Genomic DNA, 17,014 nt, shown 5'->3' on the forward strand with positions numbered 1-17,014 from the left:
CGTCAGCAAAAATCTCAAGTTTGAACAATTAAATAACGACAGTTCAATTCATTTTTCTGAATCGAAGACAAAGTTAAATGTCCCTGGATTACAAAGAGTATGAAGTAAATTAAATAGTGAAAATCGAATACATTATCTACAAGCTACAAGTTATGAAAAACATTATTAAAAAATTCGGTTTTACAAAGAAGCATGTAAGGCTGATTTTTCGTTTAATGGTTATCCTGATATTTTCAGGAACCAGCTTCTTGTTTGCTCAGACAACTCAGGATATAACCATTCCTGCAGGTTCATTCATTGTTAACATGGGGGTTACACCTCAGAACATTGGCAATGGGTTGAAGCCCTACGGTATGCTGTATGCGTTGCTGGAGAATAGTTGCCCGGTGTATTGGGTGATTAATCCGGAAAAATTAAAAGACGGTAACGATTTTACCTACAATTCAGTGGCTTATAAAGGCGGGCCATTCATCATTGAAAAGAAATACCGTTCTGATGAAGTCAACACGATCATTAATCAATGGATAGACCAGGGTGTTGTTGGTGTTACAACCAGTTCGCCGATCACAGTGCCGGTTTTTATGACTTTTTTGAATCTTCCCAGATTTACGCTGGATTTTCAAAATGGTAAGATTGCGCAAAAGTTTTTTGTAAATGCAGGTATTCCTGCCTCTGCTTATGGAGGCGACCCATCCAACTGGAAAACGCCTGCAGAGCTGAACGAATGCGACGATGTTTTTTCGATGCCTCATGCCGATCCGGTTTGGTTAACCCACGGTAATCTTTATACCTGGATACAGGAAAGTAAAGGCGCTATCTGGCTGGGATGTCATGCAGGGAGTGCGCTTGAGGACATGTTCAATCCAGCAAATTCCTCTCAGCAAACCAACTTTCTGGCGAATAAAAACCAGATTGCTTCTGGAAGTGGCCCTTATTTTGAAAATGCCCTGATTCTATGGGGTAATCACAGCAATGGAACAGTTCCTTACTCCTACGATTATCCTACGGATCCGATCATGCAGTTCTTGGGTACGGTTGATGCAGCTATGCAGAACGGCAGCGAACAGGTGTTCATTCCACTTTCAGCGGGCTGGTGGCCAAACACAAAAGTAGGGGTTTATGATCCTGACCATCCACAGCGTGCATCCAATGATCCAAAACACTTTCCTGCTATCATCGCCTGGGGGCCTGCATTTGGTGATTCCAACAACGGAATGGTGATGCTCGAAGCCAGCCACGATATCTCCAAGTTGGGTAATCATCCGGCCAGTGTCGCCGCACAGCGTGCATTTTTCAATTTTGCATTTTATACCTCTTCCTCAAAGACTGTCCTGCCATCCATTTCGAGCTTACCCCCCACGATCTTTTCAGGAGATCCGACAGCTTTATCAGTGAGTTTTCCCCCAGGAACAGATCCAAACAATTACACTATCGAGTGGTCGGCAAGTTGCAATGGAGTTTTTACCCCCGACAATAATTCTCAGTCTGTTACCTTTACTCCCGGAGCAACTCCTTCACCGGTTACCTGCCAGATTTCAGTTACGATCACGGACTTATGTGGCAGAGTGACTTTTGATACTGAGTCGGTGACGGTTACCTGCAATCTTGCTGTTTCATCCACGGTAACCAATCCCTGTTATAATACGCCCAACGGTGGTGCAATAACGGTAACGGTTTCCAGTGGTTCCGCACCTTACGCGTACAGCTGGACCAGGACTGAAAGCGGTTCGGGATCAGGCACTGCCCCTTCATCACCATTCACCATTGCAAGTCTTCAGGCTGGCAGTTACACCGTTGATGTTTCAGAGAATGGCGGTTGCTCGGCAAGTTTTAATGTAACCCTCAGTCAATCTCCTCAGATCATTATCATGGCAACTCCCACTCCGGTGATTTGTCATGGTGGCACTACGGGTAGCATCAGCACCACGGTGAGTGGCGGCATCCCTGGTTTTACCTATGCATGGACAGGCCCTGGCGGGTTCACTGCCACAGTGGCCAACCTGAGCGGGCTGGCAGCCGGCGCCTACAACCTTACGGTGACCGACAGCAAAGGATGCCAGGAGACTAAAGAGGTGATAGTGACCCAGCCGGATGACATTTCGATCACACCGTCGGTAACCCATGTTTCGTGCAGAGGATTCAACAACGGGCAAATCTCACTCAGCGTAAGCGGCGGCAAACCCGGATACAGCTACCTCTGGAATGACGGCAACAGCAGCCAGAACCGAACCGGCCTGGCGCCCGGCAATTATTCGGTGACCGTTACCGATTCGAAAAACTGCACCAAAACCCTTAGCGGAATTTCGGTGACCGAGCCTGCCGCAGCACTCAGTGTAGTGCTTGACTCGAAGGAGGATGTGGGATGCTACGGGCAGTTAACCGGTGCGATCAATGTGACAGCGAGCGGTGGCACAGGCTCATACAGCTACAGCTGGACAGGCCCGGGTGGCTTTACCTCGACGGAGGAGGACCTCAGCGGCCTGGCTGCCGGCAACTATTCGCTCACCGTTACTGATGCCAACAATTGCACAGCAAATCTGCAGGTGACCATTAGTCAGCAATCAACGATCAGTTTAAACACAGTAAAAACCAATCCTACCTGTCCGCCCGACGCCGAAAATCCTTACAACAGCGACGGAGCGATTGCCCTGACCGTGAACGGCGGCACGCCGGGATATTCCTACAGCTGGACAGCCACCAACGGTGGAGTAGTGCCCACAGGTCAGGAGGATCAGGAAGACCTCACCAACCTGGTAGCAGGCACCTACACGGTAGTCGTCACCGATTCAGAGGGCTGTTCTGCCACAACCAGTGTGACCCTGGTTTACCTGAATCCTAATCCGGCCAAACCAACCGGCCTTGGAAATTAAAAAAATGAAATGAACCTATTACTCAAAAAACCTCGATTATGAAAAGAATTTATATGTGTCGTGAAAATATAGAAATAATTTCAGGCTGTCATCTGATGAAAATACCTAAGATTCTGTTTTTAACAACTTTAATTCTCCTGCTTTTAGGATTAAATGATCCTGTTTACAGCCAAATAACGGTTGATGAAATATCAACAGCGGTTGGTGCTAAAGATGCAACCACCACTGCAGTTGATCATGAGACAGGGAATGGAAGTAGCTGTTTGATGATTGTTGGAATTTCTTCAAGGGAGAGAGATGTTTACGGTGTTACATATAATGGAGATGATTTGACCCTTTTGGGAAGCAGGGTAACAAACAATGCATACACATACATTTATTATCTTCTAAACCCTGATGAGGGGATTAATTTACTCACAGTAAATCACGAAAAATTAGGAGGTGAACATAGGGTTGTTGTTGGTGTAATGACACTTTTCGGCGTTGATCTGAACAATCCGCTTGGGACTTTCAACTCCAGCAGTGGGACTGCATCATCAGGTAATACTACCATTGAGTCTTCAGAAGGAGATATGGTTTTTGCGGTTCTTGCAATCGAAAAAGCAAAGGATGTTAGCAATGTTACTTCAGGTCAGACTTCAATTTGGAATATTGATACTGATGCACAGGTAGGTGCTGATGGGCCATGGGGAGCCGGTAGTAGAACAGATGCTCTCAGTGGTACTTCCACAACGATGAGCTGGAGCTGGACAGGGAGTAAACCATGGAGTATCAGCGGAGTTGCCATTAAAGCAGGTGATCCTTGCAACCCGGTTTACGGTGAGAATTTGACATCAGCAGCAGACGCAGATGTATGGACTTATACTCCAGATTTGAATTTCGGAGCCTGTAATGTCATTTACCTCAACAGTTTATATCAAAACAGGATATTTTTACAATTCGATCTGTCCGCTATACCTGCCAGTGCAGTGATTACAGGAGCCACCCTGAGAATGACCAAAGTAGGGGGGAATGTTGAATCACACCCGATAAGCGTTCACCAGTTGACCAATGCTTGGGATGAAGGCTCAGGAAGTTGCAGTGGCGCCAGCGGGAACGTGACCTGGAATGACCGGATGACCGGAACCCCTTGGACAACCGCAGGCGGAGATTTCAACTCCACACCTGAATCAACAACTTCAGTTGCCGGAGAGGGTGTTTATGATTGGGATCTGACATCACTTGCCCAGCAGTGGGTGTCGGGGAATGAAGATAATTACGGGGTGTTGTTAAAGTTTGAAACAGAAGTGGCCATAAACCGGGAGAAAATTTTCGCATCAAGAGAATATGCTACACCATCAAGCCGCCCTCAATTGATTATCAACTATACCATACCTCTGAGCGGTGAAGTAACCAAGTCAGATTTGGACTGTAACGGCGGAAATAATGGAGAAATAATTGTGAGTTCCCCGACCGGTGGGAGCGGATCTTATGCATATCGCCTGAATGAAGGCTCATGGCAAAGCAGCGGTATTTTTTCAGAGCTATCGGCAGGTACTTACACAGTATGGATCAGGGATGCAAATGCCACCGAGTGCGAGGTTGGTCTCGGCGATTATACGATCACTGAGCCGGAAGTTTTGAGCGCCACAGTTACGAAAACCGATATTACCTGTAATGGAGAGGATGACGGCACAATCACCGTGAGTTTACCATTGGGTGGTTATGGTACTTATCAAACATCTATCGACAATGCCAATTGGTTCGAAGTAACAGCGGAAAATCCAAAAATCTTTACTGATTTGAGTGTTGCCCCTTACACAGTGCGGCTGAGAGATGCCGCAAATACTGACTGTGTGGTTAATTTAGGGGATCAAACCATAACCGAGCCGGAAGTTTTAAGCGCTTCTGTAGAAACTACTGATGTTTCCTGTAACGGAGAGGAAGATGGTACAATCACCGTAAGTTTACCGCTGGGTGGCTACGGTACATACCAAACGTCAATTAACAATACCGATTGGTATGCTGTCACCCCGGAAGCTCCATATAACTTCACTGTTTTGGGTGCTGATACCTACACGGTTCAACTTAGAGATTTAGCAAATACTGACTGTGTTGTTAATTTAGGAGATCAAACCATCATTGAGCCTCCGGTCCTTTCGTTAACAGCAAACAAAAGCAATGTGGTTTGTTATGGCCAGAGCAACGGATCTGTTACAGGATTTGCTTCAGGAGGCACTCCCCCTTACCAATATAAACTGAATGATGGCAGCTATGGAAGCAACAGCAGTTTTACCGGCCTGGCCACTGGAACCTATACGATATGGGCAAAAGATGCCAATAATTGTGAAACCTCAACGAATGTCACCATCAACGAACCTTCTCAGATTGAGGTTGATGAGACGATTGTTCAGCCAACCTGTTTCGGTGATGGGAGCATATCCCTGACGGTTACCGGAGGAACGCCGCCTTACACTTATGACTGGGCAGATCTGCCGGGGAGTTTGAACCCGAAAAACCGGACAGGGCTCAATATCACCGAAGATACTGATTATACCGTCACGGTCACCGATTCAAAAGGTTGTACATTTACTCCGGCTCCCTACACCTTGTTAGCACCGGAGGGTTGCGAAGGCCTCACTGTTTGTCAGAGCGATGATGAAAGTATTTTGACAGTTGATCCTGACCCGGATGTTACCTCCTATGAATGGTCAATCCTCGATTTTGAAACCCCGCCGAATTATTACAACAGTGCAATCATCAATCCTGCCGGAGGGACCGGACCATTACCATCGGTTATCATTGACTGGGGTAGTGTTCCTGTGGGTTCCTACAAGGTGTGTGTTGTGGCCCACAACATTTGCGGAACGTCGGAAGAAACATGTATTCCGGTAAATGTCATCACGGTAGATGCTGAAGCGGCAGCCGATCCGGTATGTGAAGGTGGCGACTTGTTTTTGTATGCGAGCGGTGGAGACAGCTATAGCTGGTCCGGCCCTGGCGGATTCACTTCAACCAGCGCCAATCCGGTGATTTACGATGCCACCTCTGCAATGAGTGGTGATTACTACGTGGAGGTGACCAATGCTGATGGATGCGTTGCTACGGCCTCCGTTACCGTGAGTGTCTCAATTCCCCCAGCCGTATCAGCTGCAAATATCAATAATGCAGCCTGCGGTCAGGCATTAGGATCCATCAACCTTTCAGTTGACCCCGAAACAGGAAGCTACAGTTACCTTTGGAATACCGGAGCAACCACGCAGGATATTGAAAACCTTCTTTCAGGCAATTATTCTGTTTTGGTCACGGATCTGAATACCGGATGTACCACAGAGGAAACTTTTACTATTATTGACTTACCTGGTCCGGTAGTCTCGGCAGTTGCAACACCCGTATCCTGTTCATCAGGTTCAGATGGAACAGTTACCGCGAAAATAACATCAGGTGGTACGGCTCCTTTTACCTATGCCTGGAGCAATGGGGTGTCGCACACGACCAATGATCTTTCGCACACAATTTCAGGCCTCATTACCGGTAATTACTCGGTTGTGGTTACCGATGTCAATGGTTGCATTAGTGCTTCATCAGCCCAGGTTACCCAGCCCAATCCATTGACGCTGGACTATACCAGGGTAAATGTTTCCTGTTTTGGCGAAAGCACCGGTAGCATTAATCTGATTGTCAATGGTGGGACGCCCGGATTTACTTACGCCTGGACCAAAAATGGTTCTCCTTTCGGCGGGGATACGCAGGATCTTACAGCTATTACCGCTGGTGTTTATATGGTCACAGTGACGGATAACAATTTGTGCACGGCATCAGCAACGATCACGATCACACAGCCTGCAGCAGCACTTGCAGCAATTGCCACTCCCACACATGTGGGATGCAATGACGGCTCTGACGGACAGATCATCCTGAGCGTCTCCGGAGGTACACCTCCTTATCACTATGTATGGTCCAACAGCGCCACCTCGAAAGACATTACCGGGCTTGTCGCCGGAACCTACAGTGTGACCATCACCGACGCGAAAGGATGTACCTACGAAAGTGAGGATATTCAGGTCACTGAGCCGGACGAACTGGTTGCCAGCGGAGTGACGACAGATATCAGTTGCTTTGAAGGAGCTGATGGTGCGATCACCCTGACGATCGAAGGGGGAACAAGCCCTTTTGCCTACAGTTGGTCGAACGGAGCGACAACCAAGGATCTTAGCGGGGTTACTGCAGGTGATTACGACGTCACTGTGGTGGATGACAACGGTTGTACCGCTACAGCCATTTTTACCCTGACCGAACCATCCCTGCTGGATGTTTCGGTAACCCTGAAAGTAGATGTCAGTTGTTACGGAGGGTCGGATGGAAGCATTGACATCACAGTGGAAGGCGGAACAGAGCCTTACACTTTTAGTTGGTCGAATGGATCAGTTTTAGAAGACCTGATGGGCCTGCCTGCCGGTTTATACACAATTCTTGTAACCGATGCCAAAGGCTGTACAGCACAAACCAGTGCAACTGTGAACCAGCCGCCCCTGATGAGCGTATCGGGGAGTGTTACCAACAATGTATGCTTTGGCGGAGCAAGCGGGGCAATCGAAATCACCGTAACCGGCGGAACTGCCGCATATAGCTATTCCTGGACGACCGATATTGGAACCGGGCTTGAACCTGCAGAAAAGAATCAATCAGGTCTGACCATCGGAACTTACACCGTAACTGTAACCGATGCAGAGAATTGCGTTGCAGTTGCCGGTTTCACGATCACCCAGCCCGGCCAGATTCAATTATCGATGCTGAACTCCGACGTTTCCTGTTTTGGCGGCAGCGATGGCAGCATCAACCTGACAGTCACCGGAGGAGTTACACCCTACACCTATTCATGGGAAGGGCCAAACGGTTTTACCGCTGGTGCAGAAGATATTACTGACCTGAGTGTTGGAACTTATACCGTGACGGTTACAGATTTTAACGGCTGTGAAGCGGTGTTAACTTCCGACCCTGTCCAGGAACCCACACAGCTGAGTGTTACGGTGGATTTGATCAAGGATGTGACCTGTCGTGGGGGCGATGATGGGGAAGCACAGGCGAATCCTGTTGGAGGTACTCCTCCTTACAGCTATTTATGGTCAGAAGGCACGGTTTCTTCGTTCCTGACAGCCTCTGCAGGAACTTACCAGGTTGAGGTCACCGACGCCAAGGGATGCACGGCAATTTCAAGCATCCAGATCAATGAACCTGAAGAAGAAATAGAACTTTACGCAATTATTCGTAATACCTCCTGGTGTGAAGGCAACACAGGAGAAATTGAACTTATTGTAGAAAATGGTGTGGAACCTTTTACTTACAGCTGGACAGGCCCTGGCAGCTATACTGCTGACACAAAGGATATTTCCGGTCTTGCAGCCGGTACTTATACTGTGATTGTGGAAGATGCTTTGGGTTGTACAGCAACCCTCGGAGGCATAGAGGTTGAGACTGCACCGGACATGGAAGGCATGGTAACGGTGATCAACCGGACGTGTCTGGTGGCAGATGGGGAGGCCTATGCTATAGTAAGTGGCGGAGTAGAACCCTACACTTATCTTTGGGAGCCAGGAGGCCAGACCACTTCATTCATCGCCGGACTGGATGTGGGAACCTACACCGTTACCGTGACCGATGCCGATGGTTGCGAAGCAACATACACAGGCACAGTTGGCATTCCTGAATGCAACCCTCCGGTAGCCGAGCCATACTATTATGAAACGTGTGGAACATTTACCAATTCCGTTGCTTTGCATGATGCACATCCGGATTTCGAAAATTCCGATCTTGTATTTCTGCCGGTCACTTTTCCATCAACAGAAGAAGGATCAATAGAATGGGGTTCAGAAATAGGAGGGGAGCTGGTTTTTAACGGTACCTTTACCTATACTCCGGCGGCAGAATACACCGGTATATTTAGTGTGGTCTATTTCATTGAAGACCCTAACGGATTGACAGCCACATCAACGCTTACCATCTCTGTTTCACAGATGTCAGCTCAATTCAGCGAGATGAACATTGCCCATGAATCATGCGGTGCTTCAGATGGTTCTGCAACGGTTACACTTAGTGGCGGATTTGCACCCTATACGTACGTTTGGAGCCATAACCCCGATCTGAATGATCCGACTGCTGCAGGTCTTGCTGCAGGAACTTATTCTGTAACAGTGACCGACAGCCAAGGTTGTTCAGTATCGGCAGAAGTGACCATCCTCAATGTTTGCCTGACTATTGAAAAGCAACTCGCTGCTGTCAATGGCGATAACCTGGCTAGTGAATACAACGATATCGGGGACATTCTTGAATATGAAATTATTGTTACAAATACCAGCAATGCAATATTATTTAATGTATTGGTAACTGACCCACTCACAAACCTGGAACAGACTATAGTTAGTCTCTTGCCAGGAGCACCCAATGCAGAATCAATTACAACATACTACACTGTAACCGAAGAAGATTTATTGTCCGGCCAGGTTGATAATATTGCCACTGCATCCTTTACCTTCAATGATGAAGAATTTATTCGTCAGGATGATGAAACTGTTTTTGCTGGAATTGCTGATATCAGGGTTGAAAAATTTGTTGAAACAACTCCGGTAAATGCTGGTGGTGAGCTGATTTACAGAATTGTTGTTACCAATGATGGACCTGCATTGGCAAGGAATATTACTATTACAGATATCATAACTGCCTTCCCGAATCCACTTTATGCGCTAACACTTGATGGAACCTTTGAAACCTGGCCAGGAAATTATCAGCTTGAGAATAGCCTGGTCAAAAATCAAAGTTTTACCTTATATATTAAAGGTGTGGTTAGCATCAATCAATGCAGTCCCGTAAGTAATACTGTTACCGTTAATGCTGAAAATGATGAATCACCTGGAAACAACACATTTACTGTGATTACGGATGTGGAGGATCACGAGAACCCTGTGATTTCAATATGCCCTCCGGATTTTACCGGGGATGATTTCATCGAAGGGTGCACTACTGATGCTATTTTAGGTTTTTCATTCAGTGAAACTTTGGTTGTTTTGTCTGATATTAATGATTTCCCAGGGACAGCAGAAGACAATTGCGGGATTGTCACTGTGACCTATATTGATGTTACTTCAGGTTTGTGCCCGATTATAGTAAGCCGCACCTGGACGGTGAAGGATCCTTCCGGAAATAGCTCCAGTTGTGTACAAATGTTTGAAATTATTGATACAGAGAAACCATTAATTACGACTACAGCTACAAATCAATATTTTGGTTGTAATCCAACGATCACAGCACCAGTCTTCACGGGTAGTGACAACTGTGAGGGGACGATCACCCCAACGGTGACCACCGATGGAGTGACCAATACAGGCTGCAGTTTCAGCCAGACGTGGAGGGCGAACTATACCGACGTCTGCGGCAATCAGGCCGACGAGGTAAGCATTACTTACAACTGGACAGTTGCAACTCAAATAGAAGTTGATTGCTCTCAACCAATTGCTTTGAATTCATGTACTTCATTAGTTGATATCCAGGCAGCCTATTTGACCTGGATTGATGGATTCACCTTTACGGGCGGTTGTGATGTCACAGATAATAAGGCGGATATTCCTGTCCTCCCAATAAATGTTGAGTGCTCTGGAGCAAATCTGGAGTTCAACTTTATCGCTTCAGATGCTTGCAGCAGCGATATTTGTTCATCTACATTCACGGTAGATGCAACTCCTGGATTAATAATTACCGAAGCTACAGACAAGACCGTTATTTCCTGTGCTTTTGCCAATCAGACAGCAGTCGATGCAGACTTTTCAGATTGGCTTGCCACGGCAGGAGTGAGTGGAGGTTGTTCACCGACCTCCACACCCGATATCACGACAGCCCCCGATTATTGCGGCGGCAGTGTGGTAGTTACTTGGACGATAGCCGATCAGTGCTATGCTGGTTCGACTTATTCGGCGGCCTATACCGTCACTGCACCTTCAGACGTCTTAGTGACCGAAGCTACGGATAAAACTGTCAACGCCTGTGAATTTACCGATCAGACAGCGGTCGATGCAGATTTTGCAGACTGGCTTCTCACGGCAGGAGTGAGCGGAGGCTGTTCACCGACCTCCACACCCGATATCACGACAGCCCCCGACTATTGCGGTGGCAGCTTGGTAGTCACGTGGACGATAGCCGATCGTTGCTATGCTACTTCAACTTATTCAGCGACCTATACTGTCACTGCACCATCAGCCGTCGTAGTGACCGAAGCTACGGATAAAACTGTCAACTCCTGTGAATTTACCGATCAGACAGCAGTCCAGGCAGACTTTGATGCATGGCTTCTTACGGCAGGAGTGAGTGGAGGCTGTTCACCGACCTCCACACCCGACATCACGACAGCCCCCGACTATTGCGGTGGCAGCGTGGTAGTCACGTGGACGATAGCCGATCACTGTTATACACCTTCAACCTATTCAGCGACGTATACCGTCACAGCTACGGCAGCCCTCATCGTGACTGAAGCTCAAAACAAGACCGTTGATGCCTGTGATTTTGCCGATCAGACCGAAGTCCAGGCAGACTTTGTAGCATGGCTTCTTACGGCAGGAGTGAGTGGAGGCTGTTCACCGACCTCCACACCCGACATCACGCCAGCCCCCGATTATTGCGGCGGCAGTGTGGTGGTCACATGGACGATAGCCGATCACTGCTATGCTACTTCAACTTATTCAGCGACCTATACCGTCACTGCACCATCAGCCCTCACCGTGACTGAAGCTCAAGACAAGACCGTTGATGCCTGTGATTTTGCCGATCAGACCGAAGTCCAGGCAGACTTTGATGCATGGCTTCTCACGGCAGGAGTGAGTGGAGGCTGCACACCGACCTCCACACCCGACATCACGACAGCCCCTGACTATTGCGGCGGCAGTGTGGTAGTTACTTGGACGATAGCCGATCAGTGCTATCCCGGTTCGACATATTCGGCAACCTATACCATTAATCCACCACCAGGTGTTGTTATTGCTGAAGTGGAAGATCTAATTATTCCACCTTGTAGTTTTACTTCTCAGGAAGCTGCAGACCAGGCGTTTGCTTCATGGTTAGGCGGTTTCAGTGTCAGCGGCGGGTGTACCCCGACGTTTGGCACCAACCCGGGTATTCCGACAGCACCAAATTACCAGGGTGGCGCTGTGGAAGTAACATGGACGGTAAATGATCACTGTTTTGAGACTTCAATCCATACAGCAACTTTTACAATCACGCCGCTGGTCGAAATTGAAGCCTATGTTTATCTTGAAGGCTCTGCAATTAAACCGGATGGTCAATCAATATATACGTTACCAATGCGTACCACTTTGAATTTTTTGAAGGTACTACCGGGTCAAATGTATAGTGACTTTTTCTATGGAACATATTATTCTCCTCCAGGTCAGCCTTATAATATTCCACCATGGAGCTACAATGGAAATGAAGGAGAATACTATGATTCCGGTGGTGATCCATTGAATGGCGATGCAAATTACCCAGCTACAGTTGTTGACTGGGTGCTTGTTTCCTTACGTGATAATCCTGCAGGAACAGGCGGACCGGTTTGCCAGGCTGCTGCTTTGTTGCACAAAGACGGTACAATTGAGTTTGTTGGAGGAGGCCCGGCTTGCTGTGATGTTAATATGAATACAAGTTACTGGGTGGTTGTTGAGCATCGAAATCACCTGATTGTAATGTCTCATGAGTCTGTTGCAATTGTTGATGGAAAGATCATTTATGATTTCCGTATACAACAAAGTTACCTGAATGATCCTTTCGGGTTTGGATTTTATGCCCGTCAGAAGGAAATTTTATCTGGTAAATATGCCATGTATGGAGGTAATGGCGGACAAGTGGTCAATGCTCAATCAGATACCGACATCACCTTTGATGATAGAAGTTTTTGGGAGGAGGCCAATGGTATATTTGGCCGATATTCCAACAGTGATTATAATATGAATGGAGATAACAATTTTAATGACCGCGTAATGTGGGAGTTCAACAATGGAAAATTTACGAGTGTACCAAGAAATTAACTGTAGAAATTTGAGCAGACAGGTCATTTGATAATCTGTTCAAATTATTAAAAATCTATAATTTATTTAAATATTTTAAACACTTAGTCATTGAATACTATTTTTGCACATTAATACCTTTATCAGTATCAGAGAAATAATTGATGGAATTTGAAAATTCTACATAGTATTACCATACAAAACCCTATATTTATGGAAAGAAATTTACGCTTTTTATGCAATTTTACAGGCCTCGTGAGACTTTCTTACAGAAGAATCAGTGTATCTATCATGCTGATTTCATTGTTAATCATGGGTCTTCAGGCATCGGCTCAAAACCCTGTAATTACTGTTCGTTTTGCTAACCCAGAATTTGATTGCCAGGCGCAAACGTATTGTCTAGATGTTGAGTTTAATTCTGATACAGAGGGACAGCAATTGTTTGGGATGAATGCCCGATTTTTTTATGATGATAATGTCCTTGAATTGATTGGTTTTTCAGATTTTCAGGGCGGACTTGTGCAATCAGCTAATCCTCCTGAATTTCCGCTTAAAACCACCGGCGGCGCATCATCTGGCCCGACCCTGTTTAATTTTTCAGGCCCAGCCGAGTATATCAATGGGATTATTCAATTGGATAACCCGGCAAACGCCATTGACATTTCCACATCCGGTTGGACAAAATTATTTTCGATCTGTTTTGAAGTTTCAGATCCTTCCTTTATTGGGATCACTGACTTTTGTCCAAGTATTGTGTGGGAACTTAACGAAGAGGGGACTTCAGGATGGTTGATAGGAAGTGATGGGGTAGTCATTACATTGGTTGACCCTGATCCATTGCTTGAATCTTATCCTTCAGACGAGCAAGTTGAACAATTTAACTGGGAATATTTTCCAGGCACTAGTAATCCTCCATACGGGGAACCGGTTCAGGCAGTTTGCATTGAGACCAATTGCCCGCCGGTAGCGTTGGACGATGTGAACAACACCTTAATTAATACGCCTGTACCGGGGAATGTATTGACGAATGATTTTGATCCGGACGGCGATCCGGTCACGATCAACACAACCCCGGTAGTACCGCCGTCGAGCGGGACGTTAGTACTCAATCCGGATGGCAGTTACCTGTACACTCCGCAGACGGACTTTGTAGGGGTAGTTAGTTTTGTATACGAGATATGCGACAACGGCACCCCGCCGTTGTGCGACCAGGCGGTGGTAACGATCACGGTGATTCCTATACCCACAGAGGACAACAATCCGCCGGTAGCGGTGAATGATGCCTACCAGGGTTTGATCAACACCCCTGTTTTGGGGACGGTGATCCCGAACGACTGGGATCCGGACGGCAATTTGGATCCGGCCAGTGTCACGCTGGTAGACGGCGGGAGCGCAGATGCCAATGGTACGCTGACGCTGAACGCAGACGGTACCTTCACCTTTGATCCGGACACGGACTTTGTCGGCCAGGTAAGCTTTACTTACCAGGTATGCGATTTGGGCACACCGGTTTATTGCGATGAAGCGATAGTGACGATCGACATTTACCCGAATCCGTTTGGTGAGAACTACACGTTTGCGGTAGATGACAGTTACATCGGCACACAGGACGATCCGATTTTGGGTAATATTTTGGATAATGACTACGATCCTGAAGGGGACGACCAGATCTTCAGTGGGATCCTGGTACAGCCACAACATGGGACAGTTACGGTGACCTTGGCGGGCGACTTTGTGTACACGCCTGAACCGGGCTATTACGGTCCCGACCAGTTTGTGTACGAGGTTTGCGATGATGGTACTCCTGAAGCTTGTGATCAGGCGACGGTTTACCTGCTGTTAGCACCACTTCCTGATGTTACACCAATTATCACAGCTGTGCCTAATGTGATGAATGGACCGACTGATTTTTACGTTACCGTCAGGATTACTGAATTGAATAATGTTAACACCAATGGTTTGATTACTGTCAGGATTCCGAAAGACACACGTTGGATTTTAGATGGTCCTTATGATCCTACCCTACCAATGCTTGGAACTACCCCTCTTAATAATACGGATTGGAGTTATTCAGACGATGCAACATATCATATTTTCACCACCACCGCAGTGATTCCTGCCGGAGGATTTTCATACTTTGGATTCAACGCCAAGTGGGATGCAGGACAAACCGTTGGCATTTACACTATTACTTCCCAAATTGTTGAAGGAAGTGGTGGTGAAATCCGCATTGACAATAACGTAGACGCGGAAAAGCTTGATTATTTTATAAACTAAATAAAACATTGTACTATGAGGAGGGGACTTTTTACAATTATTATTTTTATTTCAGCACTAATTTCAAATGCACAAAGCTGGAATCCTTATGTAAACCAGGGAATTGTTGCCCCTGCGCCGTTATTACCAGCCGAATTTAACGGAACTGGGACGCTTTCTTTTAATGTCGGTAATACCGGAATCACTCCATTGCATCTGGTGACAAATCAGGAAATGGGACTGGTCATCACCTTGTCGAAAGGTGTTCCGGACAATGCTGATCCCATTGCTGCACTTGGAGGTACATGGCTTGGCTATTTTGACTGGACATACAATTCCGGTTTAAGGACCTATTTTGCCATTCAGAATCAGGAAATTCCGGGTGCAAGTCAGGGTAATATTACCATAGCCTACAAGGTAGCCGAGAATACTTCCATCGGAACTCCGCAGAATGGTTTTAATGTTAATGTTCAGCCTCCATCCTATACGAATGGCTTTAATACAACAAACGATGATGCAGTAAGTTCTTACACTTATGTGCGCGCCAGGGATTATGGGGATGCACCATTAACTTATGGAGCTGTATTTCATGAGATTAATTTATTTAAGAATGCAGCAAACACGCAATACTTGAATTACATGTACTTAGGAAATGCGGTTGATCCTGAACCAAATTATCAACCCTCTGCAAATGCAGATGCTGACAATTTTGATGATGGGGTTAATTTTCCGACTCTTATCGTGGGCTCAACTGTAATAATACCCGTCACATATAATTTTGTAAATGTTGTGCCAGGCTCAGTATTCGGTTTCCTGAATGCATGGATTGATTGGAATGGAAATGGTGTTTTTCAGGAGGATGAGGGTGAAAGGATTTCAACAAATCAATTCATACCAGCATTCGCTGGAGGAAATATCTCAGGTACTATCAATTTAACTGTGAATGTGCCTTTATCAGCCATCACCTCTACACCAACTTTTGCTCGCTTTAGATTTGGGAATTTTCTTTCCCTGGCTTCAGAACAGCCTGAGACAACTTGGGGTGAAGTTGAGGATTACCAGATAACTATTTTAAACCAAGCAGACGTATCAGTTGTAAAAACCGTCCAAACAACCCCGGCCACATCAGTGGTTGCTGGTGGCGAACTGATATATAAATTGGTTGTCAACAATGCAGGACCTTCTGTTGCTCAAAACGTTGTGCTTACCGATTTACTTAATAATTTGCCATTTCCATCCCCTCAATATTCTACAACACCTTTAGGGCCATGGAGCAATTGGTTAGGTTCTATTTCCATTGGTTCGATGCAACCTTCTGCTTCAGTTACCTATTATATCAAAGGTACATTAAGCATCAATCAGTGCACTGATGTGAGCAATATAGCTTCGGTAACCACTACAACAGATGATACGAATCCTTTAAACAATGAATCATCTATAACCACACCTGTTTACGACGCAACTGATCCTGCAATAACTACTTGTGCTGTAACGCTTGAACTTATTGGTTGTAACGTTTTAGTAATTACAAGTCCGGCATACTCGGAAACATTGGCCAACTCATCAGAGAATGAATTTGAAAATTCGCCAAACAATGGAGATGCCAGCGATAACTGCGGGATTACGTCAGTTCAATACATTGACCTGATAACTTCGGGAGTGGGTGTTTGTCCAATTGTTGTGACAAGGACTTGGTATATCATAGATGCGGCTGGAAATACTGAAACTTGTGTACAGACGATCACTGTCACGGATATTGTAGCGCCCGTTTGGGATCAGATAGCTGGCGCTTTGGATGCTAACCTTGCATGTGAAAACACAGCCGGCTTAGCTACCGCCCTTGCTCTTGCCCCAACAGCTACGGAC

4 protein-coding genes are annotated in these 17,014 nt (G+C 46.3%); all 4 read left to right on the plus strand.

Going from position 1 to position 17,014, the window contains the following annotated elements:
* Positions 1-152: 152 nt before the first annotated feature.
* Positions 153-2,870, plus strand: coding sequence for a hypothetical protein (locus IH598_13410; GenBank protein ID MBE0639509.1), 2,718 nt, complete (start codon positions 153-155; stop codon positions 2,868-2,870).
* Positions 2,871-2,908: 38 nt separating this feature from the next.
* Positions 2,909-12,913, plus strand: coding sequence for a DNRLRE domain-containing protein (locus tag IH598_13415; protein ID MBE0639510.1), 10,005 nt, complete (start codon positions 2,909-2,911; stop codon positions 12,911-12,913).
* Positions 12,914-13,105: 192 nt separating this feature from the next.
* Positions 13,106-15,169, plus strand: coding sequence for a tandem-95 repeat protein (locus IH598_13420; GenBank protein ID MBE0639511.1), 2,064 nt, complete (start codon positions 13,106-13,108; stop codon positions 15,167-15,169).
* Positions 15,170-15,184: 15 nt separating this feature from the next.
* The coding region (locus IH598_13425) for a DUF11 domain-containing protein (GenBank protein MBE0639512.1) at positions 15,185-17,014 on the plus strand (1,830 nt) is incomplete at its 3' end.

It is taken from the genome of Bacteroidales bacterium (assembly GCA_014860585.1).
GTDB lineage: Bacteria > Bacteroidota > Bacteroidia > Bacteroidales > 4484-276 > RZYY01.